Here is a 20,179-nt window from a genome sequence, read left to right as displayed (position 1 = left end):
GATGGCATTTTCAGGATATAACTTTCCAGCTTATATCGAGTAGGAGGCACGTCACCGTGCCGACCTCTCACAGCACCGTACGTACCGTTCGGTATACGGCGCCTCGAAAGTTTTATGAAATGATTACTTGTAACGATTTTAAACCTAGCTGTCGCCAATACTTATTGCTCAAGGCGGCATTAATTACAGGGTTTCGGGAGTTGCGCCAATAACCCTTTCGGGTGTTGGCGCTTTTCCGTGCATTTTCTCTTGAGATACCTAATTTCCTAAGGTTTTTGTACTTGGTCTTTATCTTTTTCCATTGTTTCCACAGGCACGCTCTCAGTCTACGACGGATATGTTTATCGATATCCTCTGCGTATGATTTTATATCCCCAACTTTAAAATAGTTCCCCCACCCCTGGATGAGTTGATTAATTTTAAGGATTCTGTAAGTCATACTTACTCCCCAGTTACGGTTTGTCAGCTTCAGTAGTTTGGTTTCAAGCCTTTGTTTTGATTTCTTTGGCACGTACACCCTGGTTTTCGTTCTATAGAAACTCACTCCTAAGAATGTCCGTGCACTCGGCTTTCCCACCGCACTTTTCTCCTCGTTGACCTTTAGCTTTAATTTTCTCTCTAGAAATTCTGTAACTCCTTGTTTAACTCTCTCTCCAGCTTTAATGCTCTTAACATAGATATTGCAGTCATCTGCGTAGCGTACAAATTTATGTCCTCTTTTCTCCAGCTCCTTATCTAATTCATTAAGGATAATATTGCTGAGAAGAGGGCTTAAGGGACCTCCTTGCGGAGTCCCCTCTCTGTTGGTAATAACCACACCGTTCACCATAACCCCGGCTTGAAGAAATCTTCGGATAAGCTTAAGTGTCGGTTTATCAGAGATGGTCTTGGCTATCAGAGACATGAGCTTATCATGCTGGACTCGGTCAAAGAATTTCTCTAGATCCATATCTACAACGAAGTTGTAGCCTTCTTCGATGTATTGTCTTGCCTGTTCGATGGCTTGATGTGCACTCTTATTCGGTCGAAAACCATAACTAAAGTGGCTGAACTGCCTTTCAAATATAGGTGTTAACCTTTGAACCACGGCTTGCTGAATCACTCGGTCCGTCACAGTAGGAATCCCAAGTTGTCGTTTTCCACCATTAGCTTTTGGTATCTCAACCCTTCTAACTGGCTGAGGTTTGTATTTTCCTTCTCGTATCAGTTGAATAATCTCTTGTCCATTTTCCCTCAAATATAGGCGAGTAGCTTCTATATCTTTCTCATCGACACCTGCTGCTCCTTTGTTTCGTTTAACCTTTTTAAAAGCAAGGTCAAGGTTTTCAGTATCAACGATACGGTCAATTAATGTTTGGTTACATTCCATATTGTTTCCATGCTCTTGAGATTGCACAAAAGTAACTCCACGCTAGTTTAAGGTTTCCAGCTTTCCGAGCTTTCTGCCTTAAACCAGATTTGTTGGCTGTGTCATCGTTCTTTTGTAAAGTTGCTCTAACATGGTAGCTCCTTTCGTTCCGCCCTTCTCAACAAATCGTTGATACTATGGCTTCTGCTGACTTCTCTTAGTTCAGCTGCTTATCACTAAGCAGGTTCTCCTTCCGGAGGTTTCTAAGAGACCTCCCGGGGTAAGTTCATCCACTTTCTCCTCATATATCTGCCACATTTATGTCTGTTCCATCCGGGGATATTTTGGACTTTGTTTTGTTTTGCAAACTCGTCCTGAAACAGTCCACCTCAAATGTGATTCGTGTACCTCAGACCGAGGATTTGCCTAGGGCTTCCTTCAGATTCCACGTCGCCATGGACACCCTTGCCTTCAGCTAATGGTTCGCATATCCCAACGCCCATAGCGGACTTGCACCGCCTAGTTGATGAACATGCCCGGCACACAAAAAGAAGCAGCCCCCTTCAGGACTGCTTCTTCATATCTCTTTTGATGAAAATGGCAGCAATAATTTAATGCCGCGCCTGTTAAAAGGTAAAAACTTCATATCGGTGATAAGATGGCTCGCATAGGCAGCCATGCAGGTCTTAAAGACTCCTTCTATCCCAAGGGAGCTATCGAGCTGATAGGCAATCACCCCAAAGAAAATCAGGCCAGCCGCTGAATGCGTGTAGGTCCTATGGGAGACAAATGATGCTGCAATGATGTATATGCCCAAAAGCAAAAGCCAGCTTTCCTGAAGAGACAAGCCGCCGGCCGCTATCCCGATTCCTGTAACCGTCAGCATCCTCCTCTTCGTGATGAAGGATGCCAGGATTACAATGGCTGCACCAGCCCCCATTCCGAGCCAGCGCTCCTGATCTCCTCCTTCAAGAAAGCTGTACAAACACATCAAAAGCCCTATCGTCTGGGCAATCGAGCGGATTGCTTTATGTGATATCGTAATTTTATTGCTGAGCTTGCCGTCGATATCGGCATCCGGCAAGAGGGCTGAAGCTGTGCCGATCCCCACTAGTACAAGAGTTTCCGCAGGGCTTGATTGCACGGCATTTGCTGCCATAAATCCAATGACTGCCCCGACTGTCATATGCGCTGTTCCGTTCATGCTGTCATCCTGTCTTTTTTTATAAGTTACTTATTATACTAGCATAATAGAACATATGATTGCATAGGGAATTAGTCTTTTCCAGGAAAAATATAACTTCATTTTTGATAAATAAATTTACAGCTTTCATTCTTTTAACGTATATTTAGAATAGTATAATTATGGCCGGGCCAGACTTCGCAGCTTCTATTTCCCACCTCCCTCGGCTGAATATTTCAAAGGAGGAGGACATGACAATGCTAAAAGATACCCGAACCGGGCTAGTGGTTTCAAGGAAATTCGATGCGCCGCGCGAGCTTGTATTCAAAGCATGGACAGAAGCAGAGCACCTCAAGAACTGGTGGGGCCCAAAAGGTTATGCCATGAAGGTCACCATGCTGGAACTCCATCCAAAAGGAATGTTCCACTATAGCCAAAAGTCTCCCGAAGGATATGAAATATGGGGCCGGTTCATCTTTGATGAAATTTCTCCTCCGGATAAGCTCGTATTTATAAATTCATTTTCAGATGAAGAAGGGAGTGCTGTCCGCGCTCCTTTTAATTCCGGATGGCCTCTTGAAGTGGTCAATCATGTAGGCTTCCTCAGTTCGGAGGATCAAACCGAGATAGAGCTGTTCGCGTCCCCTCTAAATCCTGAAGAACATGAGCAGCGCAGCTTTGAAGCTGCACTTGATGGTTTGCACCAGGAATACTCCAGCACCTTCAGCCAGCTGGATGAATACTTAAGGATGATTAAATAATCTGTCATTCTCCCCATTACTTAATGGGGAGTTTTTTTGTTCCTGCAAACAATATTGCCGGGTTTCAGAAGTTTCTATTAAAGAAACTTAAGCCCGGTGTTTAACCGCCTGCAATTAGTGAAAAATAATACAAGACAAATGCAGGTATACAAAGGAGCAGATGCTGATGGCCATGAACGGGCAGATTCCTCATGATAAAAGTCTTGATAACAGCCTTACTTTAATGAAGGAAGGCTACGAATTTATTCCTAACAGAAAAGAACGGTACGGAACAGAGCTTTTTGAAGCCCGGCTGCTCGGGCAAAAGGTGATTTGCATGAGCGGACAAGAAGCGGCTCGGCTATTCTATGATACAGACCGTTTCAAAAGAAACGGGGCCGCTCCCAAACGGATACAAAAAACATTGTTTGGTGAAAATGCCATCCAGACGATGGACGGTGACGCCCATATCCACCGTAAACTGTTGTTCATGTCCCTGATGACGCCTCCCCACCAAAAAAGGCTTGCCGGGATGGTCATGAATGAATGGAAGGCAGCGGCAGCCAAATGGCAGGAAGACGGCCGTGAAGTTGTGCTGATGGAAGAAGCAAAGGTTATTCTCTGCCGCACAGCCTGTGCATGGGCGGGTGTCCCGCTGAAGCAGGAGGATGAAAAAGAGAGAGCTGAAGAGTTTGCCGATATGGTAGACGCCTTCGGGGCGGTTGGTCCCCGCCATTGGAAAGGCAGGCATGCGAGGGGCAGCTCAGAAGACTGGATACGGGGTCTTATCGAGGATGTCAGAGATGGAAAGCTGGCTGCAGAAGAAGGTACTGCCCTGTATGAAATGGCCTTCCACAAAAATCTGGATGGGACTCATCTTGATTCACAAATGGCCGCTGTCGAGCTCATCAATGTTCTCCGCCCGATTGTTGCCATTTCGACTTTCATTGCCTTTTCTGCCCTTGCCCTTAACGGTCATCCCCGCTATAAGGAGATGCTGCAGACCCGCAGCGGCAGCGAGCTTGAAATGTTTGTCCAGGAAGTGCGGCGCTTTTATCCTTTCGGTCCGTTCCTTGGAGCGATTGTACGCAAAGACTTCATCTGGAATGAGGCGGAATTCAAAGAGGGGATGCTTGTCCTTCTCGACATTTACGGAACCAACCATGACCCGCTGCTTTGGGAGGAACCGTACGAATTCCGGCCGGAGCGTTTCGAAAATTGGGACGGCAGCCTTTTTGACCTGATCCCTCAAGGCGGCGGCGATGCCTCGAAAGGCCACCGCTGTCCCGGAGAAGGCATAACGATTGAGGTTATGAAAGCAAGCCTTGACTTCCTCGTGAACGAGATCGACTATTCTGTTCCGGAGAATCAGGACTTGAGCTTCAGCCTTTCCAGGATGCCGACATTTCCAGAGAGCGGCTTTATTATGAGCAATATTAAAAAGAAATGACCGTTAAAGAGGACTCCGCCGTTTATAGGGCGGGTGTCCTTTCCTTTTTGCCGAAAAAAAACAGGCACTCAATTGAGTGCCCGTTCTTTGCGTATTAGCCTTTAACTACGTTAGAAGCTTGAGGTCCGCGCTGACCTTCTTCGATGTCGAAAGAAACTTCTTGACCTTCGTCAAGAGTTTTGAAACCTTCGCCTTGGATAGCTGAGAAGTGAACGAATACATCTTGACCTTCTGAAGTTTCGATGAATCCGAATCCTTTTTCTGCATTAAACCATTTAACTTTACCTGTAGCCATGTTTGTTGCCTCCTTGCGTGTAAACACACATTGTATTACTATTCTTGCTCAAAGTTATCAAGGCGAAAAGTATCAAAACTGTTCTTTCCTTATATACCGAACAAAAATAATTTCACTTTATGATAACAGATTAACAAAGGATAAGCAAATTTATTCGTTAAAAAAATGGAAACGGTAACAATCCGATAAATCTCGACAATTTTCTTATGTGCCAGGCACCATAGTTGGACAAATGTCCATCTGCCGTGCCTGGCACCCTTCTGTTCTATTTGGGAAAATCATGTAATATTTGTTTTTTTTATGTTCTGAATTTTTAAATTGCTATATAATTAGAAAATAGGTTTGTGGCAGTTAAGCTGTTTGACTTTTTAAGACCGATTTTTTTATAACAATCGCGGGGAAGGGGTCCAAATACCAATTATGCTAAAGGCGCGATTATTTATCTTTTTTATTTTCTTCACCTCACTTGCTGTTGCTTCCCAATCGGAATGGACGGTTCCGGAGATGAATGTATATCTCCTGGCCCTTGCTTTTTATTGGATCTTTTCTGCTTCTTATTTCCATCTTAGGATACACAGCAAGCTGGGCAGCTCGACCATTGACTATGGCATTACCTACAGCCTTTCATTCGGACTTTTCGCCGGGCCAGCAGGGCTGCTGATATTCGAGACGCTCTATCGCTTTACGGTTTATTTTACAAAAGTGAAGACCAAAACAGCAGATCCTGATGAATTCGTCCATACCTTTTACAATATCGGTGCCTTTACGCTGAATAACAGCATTGCCTATTTCATCTTTCAATCTCTGTATCCCAGGATGGAAGGCATCCCATTCGGCTTCTGGCTGCTGATGCTGCTGCTTATTACCGTGACAGCCATGCTGTCTGACCTTTATTTGATCATTTTCTTCTCGTTCCTTGGAGAAATCAATACGCGCAGGGAGGCAATCGATTTTATTAAAAGCAGGAGTGTCCTTGATATGGGAAAGATCGCTTTTACAAACGGATTCCTCCTTCTTTTCCTCCAGCAAGGGAAATGGGATATGCTCCTTGGCCTGTTCCTGCTGAATTATCTTGTGAGCCGGTCTTTCCTTTCCAAGTCACAGAGTGCACAGCATAAATATGAGCGCGATAAATTTGAGCAGATGGCATATACCGACTTTCTCACAGGTGTCCATAACCGCGCCTTCATGGATCAGAAAATGAAGGAATTGGACAAGGCCCAGGAAACGGTTGGGATCATAGTGGCCGATATAGACAAATTTAAACTGATCAATGACTCTTATAACCACGCAGTAGGCGACTGCGTTATCAGGCATTTTGCGGATTGCCTGAAAAGGGTGCTCACAGAGGAAGATGTCCTTATCCGGAGCGGCGGAGAGGAATTCACTCTTTTCCTCCGCGGCAGGAACTTTAATCAATGCAGCAAGCTGATTGAAGATATTAACCGGGGGCTTTTGGAAAAGCCGGCTGAAGCCGATTTCCACGGAAAAAGGATTCAGATAGGCTATACAGCCTCTTTCGGTCTTTATTATGGGAAGGTGAACACAGAAACTCCAATGGAAAAAGCCTATATCCTGGCAGACCAGCTGCTTTTTCAGGCAAAAGATCTTGGCAGGAACCGTGTTTCGGCCAAGAACGGTTTAGTCAGCCTGGAAGCTATAGGGTCTTAGCATTACAAAGAAAGCAGCGGAATCATGTTCCGCTGCTTTCCTTTTATACCAGCTCCCGCTCCCAAAAGCGGTGCTGGGCAATTGCCTGGATAAACTCCTCTGCGAAGCTTTCCGCTCCATCTCCAAGTACAATTCCTGCAGCATTGTTTTTACCGCTGTTTTCAAGCCAGTTCCTGCCTTCATGAGTCACTCCGATCGGCTTATAGTGAGCGAAGGCCTCATGGATGAAATAGGCTGCATCCTGCTGAAATTTCTTTGTCCCGCCACTGCCTCCTGTGGCATATATGGCATCCACCAAGACAGATTCAGTGGTAAGGAATGTATCTTGGACTTCAAGCTCGCTTCCATCAGAGCCTTTAATCTTCCCGAGCCTGCTGCTGATTATGACGGGCATAATGCCTTCTGCCTTCAAGGCTTCCAGTACCTTCATGATTTCTCCATTAAATCCATCAGCGGCAATGACTCCCACCTTGCGTGTTGCAGGGAGCTTCTTCGTTTTTTCCTGGCTGAGTGCAGGCGAGGATTTTGTTACAGCAGAACCGCCCTCTTCAGGAGGGACTGCCCCGATATTTTTTGCAAATTCTCTTGTCATTTCAAGATCGACATTGGCAAACATGTCCACAACCTGCTGCTGGATCGACTTGCTCTTCACTTTGCCGAGTTCAAAGCTGAACGCATCGATGATATGCTGCTTTTCCGGTCCGCTCATACTGTTCCAGAAAAGCTTCGCCTGTGAAAAGTGGTCCTTGAAGCTATCGCTCCTCGCCCTCACCTTGCGACCCTCGACCTTCTCCTGGTAATGAACATACCCGCCCTCTTCCTCTGACGCAGGAGAAGGGGTATTATTGGCGATTGAGTTATTATGATAGCTCACCGGTCCCTTGTTGATGGTCTGCCGGTGGAAACCATCCCGCTGGTTGTTATGGAAAGGGCAAACCGGGCGGTTAATCGGTATCTCATGGAAGTTTGGCCCTCCCAGACGAAGGAGCTGTGTATCAGTATAGGAGAACAAGCGCCCCTGCAGCAGCGGATCATTGGTAAAATCAATCCCCGGCACTACATGGCCCGGGTGGAAAGCGACCTGCTCAGTCTCCGCAAAAACATTGTCTACATTCCGGTTAAGCGTCATTTTTCCAATGATTTGGACGGGTATGTCCTCCTCCGGCCAGAGTTTCGTAGGATCAAGTATATCGAAATCAAAGGAGAATTCGTCTTCTTCTTTTATCACCTGGATCCCCAGCTCGAATTCTGGATAGTTGCCCTGTTCAATAGACTCCCAAAGATCCCTGCGGTTAAAATCAGGATCCTTGCCGGCTATTTTCTGTGCTTCGTCCCAGACGAGGGAATGGACGCCAAGCACAGGCTTCCAGTGGAATTTCACAAAATGCGAGATACCCTCCTCATTCACAAGGCGGAATGTATGGACGCCAAACCCTTCCATCATGCGGAAGCTTCTTGGCAATGCGCGGTCTGACAAAGCCCACATGATCATATGGGCGGATTCCTGATTGTTGGCGACAAAATCCCAGAAGGTATCGTGGGCAGCAGAAGCCTGCGGCATTTCATTATGCGGCTCAGGCTTGATTGCATGAACAAGATCCGGGAACTTAATGGCATCCTGTATAAAAAATACCGGCATATTATTGCCTACCAGGTCATAATTGCCTTCTTCTGTATAAAACTTTGTCGCAAACCCGCGCACATCCCTGACAGTCTCGGCTGATCCCCGGAAGCCGACGACCGTTGAGAATCTTACAAATACAGGGGTTTTCACAGCAGGGTCCTGCAGGAACTTTGCCTTTGTATACTTTTTCATAGATTCATATACCTGGAATTCCCCATGCGCTGCAAAGCCGCGTGCATGAACGACCCGCTCGGGGATCCGTTCGTGGTCAAAATGAGTCATTTTTTCCCGGAAATGAAAATCCTCCAGCAAGGTAGGCCCCCGGACACCGGCTTTAAGCGAGAACTCGTCCTCTGATACTTTGACTCCCTGATTGGTTGTCAGCTTTTCTCCACGGTCGTCTGTCCTGAATTGCTCCAGCTGTTCGTTTTTGCTGGATTCATTTACATTGCGGTTATCTTTCATTCAGTCTCCTCCTCATATAGAATGGCTCATGCTGACTGGCAGCTATGTACAAGTCCCTTACCCATTCCCAGCAGAAGAGAGAGCTAAACAGAGAAAGCAGACTAAATGTTTCAATTTTTTGAACAGTGGTTATTTTAATCCGGATATGGAATGACGACAGCCTGGCACGACTTTTCATAGAATTCAATTGGCCCCGCCCCGCCGATGACCGCATATTCATAGCCGATTTCTTTCATATTCTTCAGGCAGGCATGGAGAAGGGCGCTTCCTGTTCCTTTTTCCCGAATGCCTCCAGCCACTCCCATCGGCCCGAAATATCCCTTTTTGCCCTTGTATGAATCAAATACTGCAAACCCAATCAGTTCCCCGTCTCCACTGAAAGCTATGTAGACCGGCGGTTCCTCCTGCTCCATCCCAGCTTCAGCCGTTTGGGCCCATTCAGCCGAAAAATGGGCTTCTGCAAATGCGGCAAGCATCTCTCTATCCTTTTTCCCTGCTCTCCTGACCGCAGAGAGCAGCTTGTCAGGCGGTGAGTACGATGCCAGATGTACAGCTAAATCTCTGGCTGCTGCCCCGACTGCTAGCATCTGCTGTTTATCTTCCTTCCCTGCCAAATCAGCAAGACAATCACAGGAAAGCAGCGCCTTCAGGAGATGGCCTTCATTAAGGATCATCTGGCCGTATTTCTTCATATATCCAGCCGCCGCCTCCATCACGACCTTTGTTTCCTCAGATATCTCTGCCGGAAATCCAAGCAGCAAGCTCCCCCCTTCTTCAGAATTTTTGACTGAGGCTGAGCGGAGGCTGCTTATGTCTAAACGGCACTTATTCGCCAGTTCCGCAAATGCCCCGGTCCTTTCAAGCAGGCACCCTGATAGCAGATGCTCCGGCTGGATAAACCGGCAGCCAGTCTCCACCCGTTCTCCTTCTGCCAAGTGGATGATCCTTTTCAGGCGGTCTGTCATCTTCATTTTTCTTAGCCTCCTTCTGATTTTTAAAAATAGAGAACCTTTTTCCATCTTCTCCGTATTAATTAGGAGGGCAAGGGGCAAAAATTTTAGACAATGAAAGGGCGGAAAACGATGTGGCTTGACCTGTTTTTTATTATGATGTTCCTTATCGGATGCTACTACCTGCTGCAGCTCCGGCTCCGTATAAAAAAAGCGGCCGATTTGTCGGGACAAGCTTTATTCCCACGCACACAGGAAGAATATTCAGGCATCCTGCTGCCAGGCGAATGGAAGGAAATGCAGCCGATCACGAAAAATACTAGATCCTATCAGTATATAAAATGGGGAACCGTATGTGCTTTTTTCCTCATGGCCGGCTTCCTCCTGCTCCTGCTTTTAACCGATTGGTTTGACCCCGCCTTCTTGAATGCGGCTTATATATTCTTTGCCATTGCAAGCTTCATCCGCCAGCCGCAGAATCTATTTATCATGAAGGACGGCATGATTCTGCACGGAAGGTTTTACAGCCAGACCGAAATCCGCTCTTTTGAAACAGAGAAAATTGTCCGCTGGCATCCTCTTTACGGGCTGGACTCCCGCGCAGACAATGGCTATCAATTAAAACTCAAGGTGAAGAATCGTTTGTTTCAGCCAGGCCTCATTGCTGTGCCGGATAAAAAGCACTTAACAGCAATAGAAAACCTGCTTGGAAATATAGGTATAGAAAGAACCAGTTCAAGTGAATATGAGAGTAAAAAGGAATCCTCCAGCGGGGCATAATGCTGGAGGATTTTTTACGGCTCCTGTCACCGGGCACTTTTTTTCCACGACAGCACTGCTCCAAACAGGAGCGCACCTGCTATAAAAGTCAGAGGTAATATCCAGGGGGACGGTGCCGGTCCAAATGAAACCAAGGCCGGTGCTGAGGCAGCTTCATGCCAGGCCCTGTCCATATCAGGTTCATAGTTTTTGGTTTGTATATAGCCATTCACCATAGAATAAGCCGCATATATTAGATGGCATGATGCTGAAAGGATACATGCCTTTACTGCCAGCTTCATCGCTTCATCTCTCCTATTCTTGATTTTCTGGCTGCTAAAATGCAGCGTTAAAATCCTTCCATCCATACACACAGAGCTCGAGCTCCCGGCCGCTGCCGATTTTTATTGGGATAGCATCCTTCAGCAGTCTTGCACCCGTGTGTTCATAAAAGCTGCAGGCATCATTTTCTTTCAGCACCTTTACGATAGCAGAACGAATCCCCTCTTTTTGAAATGCTTGAAAAAGCTCTTGCAGGAGTGCCTTTCCAAGGCCAGTTCCCTGATGCTCTTCCAGCACATATAGACAGGTGACATTCCCCTTGAAACCGCCATACTCGCCTGTTTCCTCTTGGCTTCCGTCTGCAAAACCAACTATCCCGCCATTTTCCTCTGCCACAAGTACAATATTTCCGGGTATCGCGATATTCCTGTGCCACAGTTCGGTCCTTTTTTCCACGGAAAGAGCTGCTAGATATTCATCATTAATAATGCCCCTATAAGCAGTCCTCCATGTTTCCACATGGACTTTGGCGATTCCTTCTGCATCCTGGTCCTTCGCTCTCCTGATCTTCATTCTTGCCCCTCCCGCCCCCTAGGATTCCGGATATGTATTCCTTAGAAATCGGATCGATTGGAGAATCAGCTCCCTTAATACCTCTTCATCCACATCTGCCAGCTTATTGATGTACACACAGGCCTTGCCGGCTGTATGCTTGCCGAATCTTTCAAGCAGTTCTCCCCTTTGAGTGTCTCCTGTGGCAAAATAGAGGCTGATCTTTGCCTTCCTCGGGGAAAAGCCGACAAGCGGTGCGTCTCCTTCATGCCCGGTCTTATATTTATAATGATAAGATCCAAATCCGATAATGCTCTCTCCCCACATCTTCGCCTTGTATCTGCTTGTATCTTCAAAAATTTCAATCAGTCTGTATGCATCCTGCCGTTTCTTCGGGCTGTCTACATTTTCAATGAATTCTTCTACACTTTTATCATTTTCCCTCGTCTTCTGCTCGTACATCATTTCCCTCCTTAAGTTTCTATTTTACTTAGTGTACATTTCTATAGCAGCGGCTGATCTCCTTCCTGCAGACGGCCTTTTTACAAAGAAAAGCGCAAGCGCCTTGGTCACGCAGACTAAGAACGCCACGTCCTGTGGCAACGTCTGCATGACCCCCATCCGGGGGACCTCACTCCAGGAAAGGCGTTCTTTGCCTTTTTGGGAGGATTGGCTTGTGACCTCGAGGGGGTAGGCGCAGCTGCTAGACAGAAGACAAAGTAGAAAAGATATACTTTCTTATCTTATAAGATGCAAAAAGCCCCGCCGTCTTGCGGCAGGGCTTCCTTTCCATCATTCACTTTTTTCGCTGGAATCGGAGTCTTGTTTCTTTTCAGCTTTATAGGCTTTCTTGAAATCACTGCTGTAGTTCACTTCCTGGGTATCGGAGAGCCCGTTGTTCTGCTCTGTGTTGAACCCTTTGTATGGTGGTTTTTTGTCTGCCATTTTAGCATTCTCCTTTCCAATTTATATTCATTATTCTTTTACCCTCCGGACATTCCTGCAAACGGAAAGTTTAGAGGCCCCCTCTAATTAGGTAAACAAAGAACAGAGGTGATGAAGAATGACATTGAAAAAGATAGGGACGCTTCCCGAATTGGTGAAGAGGGCGGAAAATGCGGCTGGTTCCCGTTTATACATCAGCCAGGAGGAATCCTCTCGTCCTGGTGCTGTTCTCGGGGACGAAGACAGTCCCAGCGGCTCCGCGATGGGTCTGGAGCTTAGTCTCCTTCTCCAAACTGGCTCTGAACAGCTTTACTACAGCAATAAATACGATGAAGAGGATCTTTACGAAGCCGACCTTGGTTTCCTGGAAGGATTGAAGGAAAATACAGATCACACCCTCCTCTCCCCCTCAGATTTCAGAAAAAGGCTGGAAAGTGCTGAATAAAAGGCTCTGAAGCTGCTTTAACGGTTATGACAGGATCATAACCGTTATTCCGCAGAGAACTTGTGAAACATTTCACAAAATAGCCATAGAGTTTGTGAATCATTTCACATTTTTACTATATAATAAAAGTATCTTAGTTAACCGCCTCGCGGGAATAGCAGACATATAACTCTTACAATTGAAGGGAGAAATTCGAGATGAAAACAAACAAAGTGAACAGGGTTGTTGTAATTGGCACTGGAGCTGTGGGCTGCAGCTATGCATACTCAATGGTCAACCAGGGCGCCGCAGAAGAAATTGTCCTGATCGATGTGAACGAAGCTAAGGCCGAAGGTGAAGCAATGGATCTTAATCACGGAATGCCGTTTGCCCCTTCCCCAGTCAGACTGTGGAACGGAACCTATGATGACTGCAGGGAAGCTGATCTTGTCGTCATCACTGCAGGCTTGCCCCAAAAGCCCGGTGAAACAAGGCTTGACCTTGTAGCGAAGAACACCGGCATTTTCAAAACCATTGTCAAACAGATTATGGCGAGCGGCTTTGACGGCATTTTTCTGGTCGCAACAAATCCGGTTGACATCCTGACATATGTGACGTGGAAAGAATCCGGCCTCCCGAAGGAAAGAGTCATCGGATCAGGCACCGTACTTGATTCAGCCAGGCTGCGCTTTAAGCTGGGCGAGTATTTCAAAGTGGATACAAGGAATGTCCACGCAGCCATCATCGGAGAACACGGAGATACGGAATTCCCTGTTTGGAGCCATAGCAGCATTGGAATTGAATCTCTTGGCAGCTTTTTGAAGCGCAAAGAAGACGTGAACCCGGACTGTCTTGAAAAAATATTCGTCAATGTACGTGATGCAGCCTACGATATCATTCAAAGAAAAGGTGCGACCTATTATGGGATCGGAATGTCACTGGCCAGGATTACGAAAGCAATCCTCCATAACGAAAATTGCATTCTGACCATTTCTGCTTATTTGGACGGCGAATATGGAGAAAAGGACCTTTATATAGGTGTTCCCGCCATCATCAACCGGGAAGGCATCCGTGAAATAATCGAAATCGATCTCAATGAGAAAGAGAAAGAGCAGTTCAGCACCTCTGCGAAAGTATTAAAGGAGATTATGGCCAATACGCTTTGATTCAGATAGGAGCCGGCTGACCGATGCCGGCTTCTTTTTGTTTTAGATATCAATCTACTCTTCTCCTTTCTTCATATCCTTAGATTTTGTTTCACTGTCTTCCGCAGATTAAGCTCAATGGAAAATAGTGCGGTAACAGCGGCAAGCACAATCATCATACTACTCCTTCCTAAATATCAGTTCAAATATCCTTTATTTACCACTATATAACTCATTCTTAATACAAGACTTTGCTAATAATAGAACATATCATTAGAAATAAAGGAGGCCGCAGCATGGACAGCGAAATGGGCAAAAAGATAAGCACACTTGATTGGGAGGCGCTTCATCAATCCTTGGATGAGGCTGGATTTGTAAAATTAGGCACCCTCCTATCCCCCGCGCAATGCGATTCTCTTATCGGTATGTATGAGGATGAAAGCCTTTATCGAAGCACCATCAATATGGAGCGCTACCGTTTTGGGGAAGGTGAATACAAGTACTTCGCGGATCCCCTTCCCCCTCTTTTGCAGGAGCTCCGCTCAGCTTTTTACCCTGAGCTTGCGAAAGCTGCCAACCGCTGGCTTGCCTTGCTTGGCAAAGAGCCTGCCTATCCCGGCACCCTGGAGGAATTTCTGGAAGAGTGCAGGCAGCACGGACAGGAACGGACAACCCCGCTTATCCTGAAATATGAGCAGGGAGGCTACAACTGCCTGCACCAGGATCTTTACGGAGATGTGTTTTTTCCTTTCCAGGTATTATTTACTTTGAGCAGAAGAGGACAGGATTACACCGGCGGTGAGTCTCTTCTCGTAGAACAGCGCCCAAGAGCGCAAAGCCGCGGGCATGTGATTACGCTCGAACAGGGTGAGGCCCTGATTTTCCCAACGAGCAGCAGGCCGGTCCAGGGGAAAAGAGGCTATTATAAGAACACTGTCCGCCACGGTGTCAGTACACTCTCCTCCGGTACCAGGTATGGATTAGGAATCATCTTCCACAATGCAAAATAAGGATGATAACAATGAAAGCTAATATAGCTTATAAAACACCTAAGACCATTTTGACAAAAGGCACCGGGTTCCTTTCCGGCTACAGCCACTCACTTAACCCTTATACAGGCTGTGCGTTTGGCTGCTCCTACTGCTATGTCAGAGAAATGCCAGTCTCCATCTTCCGCAGCGAAGAATGGGGCAGCTGGGTCGACGTAAAACAGGGTGCGGCAGAACTGCTTGATAAAGAAATAACAAAAGCAAAACAGAAAGGCCCTGTGACCATTTTTATGTCTTCCAGCACAGACCCCTATCAGCCGGCTGAGCACACAGAGAGAATTACCCGCTCCCTGCTTGAAGCTATGGCAGAAAACCAGCCGGATTTCTTGTTTGTCCAAACAAGAAGCCCCCTTGCAGCAAGGGATGCGGATCTGTTTCAAAAGCTTGGAGAAAAGGTCCGGATCAGCATGACAGTGGAAACGGACAGCGAGAGAATAAGAAAGCATTTTACGCCCTCCGCCCCGCCGATCCCCGCAAGGCTGAAGGCCCTGCGGGAGCTGAAGGAAGCAGGAATACCCGTCCAGGCTGCCATTGCCCCTATGCTCCCCAGCAGTGAGAGGTTTCCGGAATTGCTTTTCCCCATTGTAAACCGGATCTGCATCGATGATTATTTTATGGGAGATGGAAGCGGAGGACGAAGAACGGAAAAGATCGGCATCCCTTCTCTTTACGAAGAACTGAATCTAAAAGAATGGTACAACCGGACCGCATACAGGAAACTATATAAGCGATTTACAGAAGTATTTCCTCCGGAAAAGGTTCTGATCAGCAAAGAGGGCTTCCTTCCGCAATAAGGTTTTCAGCCGCTGCTGACCCCGGAAAATAGTTGGGATCTGACCCTGAATGATTGCCTGAATTTCTGCTAATCTTAGCTATGAAAATAGACGGATGGAGGGCTTTCTATGGGTTTGGAAATGAGAAAAGAATGTGAAAGATGCAGTGCTCCTTTGAGGTTGGACGATACAGCTTTTATATGCGTATATGAATGCACTTTTTGCCGGGATTGCACGGAAGAGATGGAGAATATTTGCCCGAACTGCGGCGGCGAGCTTGTCAAGAGGCCAAGAAAGACTGCTGCTGGATGAAGAAAGCTGTTTTTGCCGGCTTGGATAGCGTTCTTCAAGCCGGTTTTCAGACAATATGGCGCTGGGAGAGCCGGCAGCCTGCCCCTTTTTGAGCTCATTTTATTAATCGGCCTGATAATCTGCCAAATTCGACGGTTATTCTACCGATTCAGGGCATAATCTACCGACTTCATACGTTATTCTACCAACTTCACCAGTTAATTTACCAACTGCCTCTTTTTTAGTCCTTCCCCTCTAAAAACGCCTGTGCCTCTTCTACCTCGTTCGTTTCCAGCATAAGCTTTTTCATTTCACTTCCCCCGGTCTCAAAAATGAATATGGCCGGGACCTCTTCAAAGGAATACTTCGAAAATTCTTTGCGGGCCTCTTCAGGATCAGCAATATACCGGAGCTCGCCAACCGGTCCGCCGCTGCCGGCAAAATCGCTGAATGCTCCGCTCAAATCCTCATTACCCCCTATGATAACGACTTGATAACTTCCCGAAGATTGGCCGGATGCTCCGCATGCAGCCAGAATGGCAGCGGCTGCCAGAAAGAGAAACAGCACTATTCGTTTCATAATTTGCTTCACTCCTTTTTGTTAGATTTTAGCAGGATTATCATAAGGATCACTGAATAGTTAAAAGAACTTAATGGTAAGGAGAATATCTTTCATGAAATATAAAAAAGAGAAACTGGTTCTTGCCGGTATAGTGATCATTTTCCTGCTGCTGCATTCAACCCCTCACCTTGCTCTCAGGACCCATGTTTTTATAAGCGGCTATCCAGGTGCTGCTTTGACTTCAGGCATTATCGAGGATGACTACCATAACAAAGCAGATTCCAAGAAATTTGCCAGGCTTAACGGCAAGGCTTATACACTTACAGATCCTCCAATTGAAAAAGCAACTGAAGGCCTTTTAAGAAACTATCTTGTAAGGAAATTCGGCTTCCTTTATTTTGCTGAGTATTATGGTGAAACTTAAATGCCATGCCTCATTAAGGCACGATTAAAAAGGCAGACTCCGCAGCCTGCCTCTTCTTATGCTTTAAAATGCTGAACTATGTTGCCTTTCCCGTCCCGGACCTCAATTTCCGCGTATGCTCCGTTGATCAAAGTGACCTGCGGAGGGACATGGCCGCAGTCGATGTCATAAATAACGGGCACTTCAAGCTCAGCTGAAAGCTCTTTATATACATCCTCTGCAGTATAGCCGCCAACTGCTGTGTTGGCGCTGCTGCGACCAAACATGATTCCCGCACAGTCTTCAAACCAGCCGGCCATCTTCATATGAACCAAAGTCCTGCGCAGATCGGTTGTTGTCATTTCACAGTTCTCAAAATACCAGACAATAGGATCCCCGCCAAGGTGCTCCCGCTGAAATTCACGGACACGGCCGTAAGGGGTGCCGATCAGATGCCTGATAACATCAATGCATCCGCCGAGCAGCCGGCCTTCCATCCTCTCCGGACTGCCGGATATAGATTTCCAGCTCGTCGGCTCTGTTAAATGAAATACATATGGTGAAGGATTCTCATGCTGCCATTCTTTCTGATAGTTGCTGGAAGATTCCTGTTGGACCGATCCGCCCTCTTCTGTTTTCAAAACATCCAGCCATCTGGCTGTTGTTTCATCCATTTGCTCACCGCGCAGGTCGGCAAGATTGGTTCCATGGGCCGTCGCCATCCCGGTCATCAAAGTGACGGCCAACAGCAGCAAACTCGTATCCGAATAGCCTAATATCCACTTTTCTTCCATTCCGGCGAAATCCACTTTATCCAGAATTTCTACTAAAAGCTCCCCTCCCCACGGAGGAATGATTAAGTCTATCCCGCTGTCTGCCATCATTTCATTGAATTCATCCGCTCTGACTGTCGCCGGGGCCGACTTTGCTTTTTCCTGTGTCCACAGAGTGTCCCCGCACTTTACGCGGAATCCCCTTGACTCCATGCGGCTGCAGGCGGAGCGGATCATGCCGTGGAGCTCTTCCGGCACTCCTGACGATGTTGCTGTTACGCCAATTACGGCCTCTTCCTTTAAAATCGGATATTTGATCATGATTTCATTCCCTTTCTAAAGCTGCATGTGCAGCACATACTGCTCGCCCTTTTTTCCGGTGATTCGAAGGCCCTGGTCAATGAAACCAGCCTTTTTATAGACATGCTGGGCCGCATGATTGCTGTGATTGACCCCAAGGACGATTTCATTTTTATCAGGAAAATGCTTTTTTACAAAGTCAGGCAGGAGCCTCAATGATTCACCCGCAATCCCTTTCCCCTGATAGCTGGAGCTGATCGAGTAGGCGCGAAGCAGGATCGCCTGTTCTTTCGGGCTGTACTTGATGGCCCCGCCCTTGCCATGAAGGACGAAGAAGCCTGCTATATCCTCTCCATATTGAATGATAATAGGATGGCGGTCATCCTCCTGCAGGCAGGCCTCAATCGCAGGAACCGGCATTGAGGTAAAGGCGAGCTGCTCTTCCGGGAGCTGATAGCCCTTAAGCCGCGATTCATCTTCGTTTTTATAAAATTCAAGGGAGACTGTTTTTATCAGTGCTGTTTTTTCCATGTAAGATCACCTTCTATCTTTCAGGCCCCGATGCCGCAATTACCTTAGGGTACCCAGCCTTTCGTTAAAGAACGTATATTCGATTAGGCAGGCTCTTATTCCTGCTAATTCCTCAATATTTTTATAAAAAAGCTCAATGAAACACACATTACATATTTTAAGCTCTGATTGCGGGTTCCCCGCCCGTCCATAAAAGAGCGGACCTTCCCCGACCTGAATGAGGGAATCAGCGACAGGCCGAAAAATTAGCGGAGAAATTTCCCTTATTTTCAAAAAAGCTCAAAATATAGCTCTAATAGACGGAGAAATTCCGGCTATCGATTAGAAAAACAGGAAAACGGGCTACTGCGCTCCGCTTAACCGGAATTTCTAATTAAAACACCCCATAATAGCCTTTTATGCAAACCTGCAGGGTTTCAATAGCCCGGAGAGTTAACATCATTAAATCCCGCTTCCCATCAATGGCTGCCCTCATACCCTGGAAATGTAATGCTTGTTATGACAGGATCTTTATTTCCATACCATTCATAAGCAATGTCGTAGATTCCGCCCACTTCAATCAGATTCCAGACATTTTCGTCCTCGACCATCAGCTTCCGCCCATTAAGGAGAATATAATATTCTGTGCCCTCTTTTCCTTTATCTTCAACTGCCGCCGCTTCTGCTTCTCCTGTATGTATGATGAAATGGTTTCCGGCAAGCAGGAAGAAGATGATTAGAATAGCAGCCGCAGCCAGCACTCTATACCTTTTCATTTGAAACCCTCCCATAGCTTTCCTTCATATACGTGCTGAGCACAGGGAAGGTTTCAGGCTGTACACGCAAATCTGGAACCTTCTCCTTTTTTAAAATACAATAAGATATATATCCAGCGGGCAGGAGGCTTTTTTATGAAAAAGATCATTAAAGTTGCCCTTATCATTGTTTTAGCTGTTATCATCGCAGGCGGTGCGGGATTTTACATTTTGGCCCAGGCAACGTATAAACCGTCTGAAGAACTCTTTAAATTAATCGGTGAAGAAAATATCCGGCATGAGAATGATTGGATTGTCTTTGATCCGGGTGCAGTGAAGAAAGCAGGGATCATCATTTACCCTGGAGCCAAGGTGGAGCCAGAGGCATACAGCTATTTGGGCGGGCGGCTTGCTGAGAATGGGTACCTGGTGCTGGTGCCGGAAATGCGCCTGAATTTCTCCATCCTCGAGGGAAATAAAGCAGACGAACTAATCGAGCATTATCCAGAGATTGAGAGATGGTATATTGGAGGACATTCCCTCGGAGGAGTTTCCGCTGCTACTTATGCGTTTAACCATGCGGACCAGATTGATGGGGTCATCCTGCTCGGTTCCTATCCAAGCAGCGGCTCTGACTTTTCAGATTCCACGATGCCCATGCTTTCGATCTATGCGGAAAAAGATGGACTGACCACACCCGGGAAGATTGAGAAAACACGGCATTTGCTTTCTGATGGAGCAGACTTATATGGAATAGAAGGCGGCAACCATGCACAATTCGGCATGTATGGACCTCAAAAAGGAGACAATCATGCTAGCATTCCGCCTCAAAGACAGCAGGATTTAATAGTAAAAGAAATTTTGAGGTGGCTTGAAGCCCGTTCCTGACCAGGATTATTATTACTGTCCTAAACAAAAAAGGGCCTCAAT

Annotated in this window: 24 protein-coding genes; 11 read left to right on the top strand and 13 right to left on the bottom strand. The window is 46.6% G+C overall.

Going from position 1 to position 20,179, the window contains the following annotated elements; all coding sequences use genetic code 11:
- Positions 1–112 precede the first annotated feature (112 nt).
- Positions 113–1,369 carry a group II intron reverse transcriptase/maturase gene (gene ltrA / locus N288_RS02435; RefSeq protein WP_009792388.1) on the bottom strand — a complete coding sequence of 419 codons (1,257 nt, stop codon included), beginning with the start codon at positions 1,367–1,369 and terminating at the stop codon, positions 113–115.
- 556 nt (positions 1,370–1,925) lie between these two features.
- The gene (locus tag N288_RS02430; protein ID WP_009792389.1) at positions 1,926–2,552 is read right to left on the bottom strand and encodes a metal-dependent hydrolase; all 627 of its coding nucleotides are present in this window, start codon (positions 2,550–2,552) and stop codon (positions 1,926–1,928) included.
- Between the two features lie 230 nt (positions 2,553–2,782).
- Between N288_RS02430 and N288_RS02425 the strand changes: the two genes are divergently transcribed.
- Both N288_RS02425 and N288_RS02420 read left to right on the top strand, forming a co-directional pair.
- A complete protein-coding gene (locus N288_RS02425; RefSeq protein ID WP_101551975.1) occupies positions 2,783–3,292 on the top strand; it encodes an SRPBCC family protein in 510 nt (169 codons plus the stop codon).
- Positions 3,293–3,464: 172 nt separating this feature from the next.
- Positions 3,465–4,721 (top strand): cytochrome P450, encoded by a 1,257-nt coding sequence (locus N288_RS02420; protein WP_035401879.1) that lies wholly within the window; start codon positions 3,465–3,467, stop codon positions 4,719–4,721.
- A gap of 94 nt (positions 4,722–4,815) precedes the next feature.
- Here the strand turns inward: N288_RS02420 and N288_RS02415 are convergent, their stop codons facing one another.
- Positions 4,816–5,016: a cold-shock protein gene (locus N288_RS02415; protein ID WP_009792392.1), complete on the bottom strand. Its 201-nt coding sequence runs from the start codon at positions 5,014–5,016 to the stop codon at positions 4,816–4,818.
- Positions 5,017–5,436: 420 nt separating this feature from the next.
- On the opposite strand from N288_RS02415, the gene N288_RS02410 reads away from it, so the two are divergent.
- On the top strand, positions 5,437–6,687 hold the full coding sequence (locus tag N288_RS02410; protein WP_009792393.1) for a GGDEF domain-containing protein: 1,251 nt from the start codon (positions 5,437–5,439) through the stop codon (positions 6,685–6,687).
- A 43-nt stretch (positions 6,688–6,730) separates the two neighbouring features.
- On the opposite strand, the gene N288_RS02405 is transcribed toward N288_RS02410, so the two are convergent.
- Both N288_RS02405 and N288_RS02400 read right to left on the bottom strand, forming a co-directional pair.
- Entirely contained in the window at positions 6,731–8,776 is a 2,046-nt protein-coding gene (locus N288_RS02405; protein ID WP_009792394.1) for a catalase, read from the bottom strand.
- A 134-nt stretch (positions 8,777–8,910) separates the two neighbouring features.
- A complete protein-coding gene (locus tag N288_RS02400) occupies positions 8,911–9,747 on the bottom strand; it encodes a GNAT family N-acetyltransferase (RefSeq protein WP_022543304.1) in 837 nt (278 codons plus the stop codon).
- A 93-nt stretch (positions 9,748–9,840) separates the two neighbouring features.
- Here N288_RS02400 and N288_RS02395 point away from each other — a divergent pair, with 93 nt between their 5' ends.
- Complete coding sequence (locus N288_RS02395) at positions 9,841–10,506, top strand: hypothetical protein (RefSeq protein ID WP_009792396.1); 666 nt, start codon at positions 9,841–9,843, stop codon at positions 10,504–10,506.
- A 26-nt stretch (positions 10,507–10,532) separates the two neighbouring features.
- On the opposite strand, the gene N288_RS02390 is transcribed toward N288_RS02395, so the two are convergent.
- The 4 genes from N288_RS02390 to N288_RS24495 all read right to left on the bottom strand — a co-directional run bounded on the left by N288_RS02390 (position 10,533) and on the right by N288_RS24495 (position 12,264).
- Positions 10,533–10,787, bottom strand: a complete 255-nt coding sequence (locus N288_RS02390; protein WP_022543303.1) for a hypothetical protein — start codon at positions 10,785–10,787, stop codon at positions 10,533–10,535.
- Between the two features lie 34 nt (positions 10,788–10,821).
- Positions 10,822–11,340 carry a GNAT family N-acetyltransferase gene (locus N288_RS02385; protein WP_009792398.1) on the bottom strand — a complete coding sequence of 173 codons (519 nt, stop codon included), beginning with the start codon at positions 11,338–11,340 and terminating at the stop codon, positions 10,822–10,824.
- A gap of 18 nt (positions 11,341–11,358) precedes the next feature.
- The gene (locus N288_RS02380; protein ID WP_022543302.1) at positions 11,359–11,781 is read right to left on the bottom strand and encodes a DUF1801 domain-containing protein; all 423 of its coding nucleotides are present in this window, start codon (positions 11,779–11,781) and stop codon (positions 11,359–11,361) included.
- 330 nt (positions 11,782–12,111) lie between these two features.
- On the bottom strand, positions 12,112–12,264 hold the full coding sequence (locus N288_RS24495; protein WP_009792401.1) for a YfhE family protein: 153 nt from the start codon (positions 12,262–12,264) through the stop codon (positions 12,112–12,114).
- 118 nt (positions 12,265–12,382) lie between these two features.
- Here N288_RS24495 and N288_RS02375 point away from each other — a divergent pair, with 118 nt between their 5' ends.
- The 5 genes from N288_RS02375 (at position 12,383) to N288_RS02355 (ending at position 15,967) form a co-directional block, all read left to right on the top strand.
- Entirely contained in the window at positions 12,383–12,709 is a 327-nt protein-coding gene (locus N288_RS02375) for a hypothetical protein (RefSeq protein ID WP_009792402.1), read from the top strand.
- A gap of 197 nt (positions 12,710–12,906) precedes the next feature.
- Positions 12,907–13,854 (top strand): L-lactate dehydrogenase, encoded by a 948-nt coding sequence (locus N288_RS02370; protein WP_009792403.1) that lies wholly within the window; start codon positions 12,907–12,909, stop codon positions 13,852–13,854.
- A gap of 275 nt (positions 13,855–14,129) precedes the next feature.
- Positions 14,130–14,843 (top strand): 2OG-Fe(II) oxygenase, encoded by a 714-nt coding sequence (locus N288_RS02365; RefSeq protein WP_009792404.1) that lies wholly within the window; start codon positions 14,130–14,132, stop codon positions 14,841–14,843.
- Between the two features lie 11 nt (positions 14,844–14,854).
- A complete protein-coding gene (locus N288_RS02360; protein ID WP_022543301.1) occupies positions 14,855–15,676 on the top strand; it encodes an SPL family radical SAM protein in 822 nt (273 codons plus the stop codon).
- 108 nt (positions 15,677–15,784) lie between these two features.
- Positions 15,785–15,967, top strand: a complete 183-nt coding sequence (locus tag N288_RS02355; RefSeq protein WP_009792406.1) for a DUF1272 domain-containing protein — start codon at positions 15,785–15,787, stop codon at positions 15,965–15,967.
- Between the two features lie 220 nt (positions 15,968–16,187).
- Here N288_RS02355 and N288_RS02350 read toward each other — a convergent pair whose 3' ends face one another.
- A complete protein-coding gene (locus tag N288_RS02350) occupies positions 16,188–16,526 on the bottom strand; it encodes a hypothetical protein (RefSeq protein WP_022543299.1) in 339 nt (112 codons plus the stop codon).
- A gap of 94 nt (positions 16,527–16,620) precedes the next feature.
- On the opposite strand from N288_RS02350, the gene N288_RS02345 reads away from it, so the two are divergent.
- Positions 16,621–16,932 (top strand): hypothetical protein, encoded by a 312-nt coding sequence (locus N288_RS02345; protein ID WP_022543298.1) that lies wholly within the window; start codon positions 16,621–16,623, stop codon positions 16,930–16,932.
- 56 nt (positions 16,933–16,988) lie between these two features.
- Here N288_RS02345 and N288_RS02340 read toward each other — a convergent pair whose 3' ends face one another.
- The 3 genes from N288_RS02340 to N288_RS02330 all read right to left on the bottom strand — a co-directional run bounded on the left by N288_RS02340 (position 16,989) and on the right by N288_RS02330 (position 19,270).
- Complete coding sequence (locus N288_RS02340) at positions 16,989–18,005, bottom strand: S66 family peptidase (protein ID WP_009792409.1); 1,017 nt, start codon at positions 18,003–18,005, stop codon at positions 16,989–16,991.
- 15 nt (positions 18,006–18,020) lie between these two features.
- A complete protein-coding gene (locus tag N288_RS02335) occupies positions 18,021–18,515 on the bottom strand; it encodes a GNAT family N-acetyltransferase (protein ID WP_009792410.1) in 495 nt (164 codons plus the stop codon).
- Between the two features lie 458 nt (positions 18,516–18,973).
- Positions 18,974–19,270, bottom strand: coding sequence for a hypothetical protein (locus N288_RS02330; RefSeq protein ID WP_022543297.1), 297 nt, complete (start codon positions 19,268–19,270; stop codon positions 18,974–18,976).
- Positions 19,271–19,405: 135 nt separating this feature from the next.
- On the opposite strand from N288_RS02330, the gene N288_RS02325 reads away from it, so the two are divergent.
- On the top strand, positions 19,406–20,137 hold the full coding sequence (locus N288_RS02325) for an alpha/beta hydrolase (RefSeq protein WP_009792414.1): 732 nt from the start codon (positions 19,406–19,408) through the stop codon (positions 20,135–20,137).
- Positions 20,138–20,179 lie beyond the last annotated feature (42 nt).

The organism is Bacillus infantis NRRL B-14911 (assembly GCF_000473245.1).
Lineage (GTDB): Bacteria > Bacillota > Bacilli > Bacillales > Cytobacillaceae > Bacillus_AB > Bacillus_AB infantis.
This window is presented reverse-complemented; position numbering and strand designations above follow the sequence as displayed.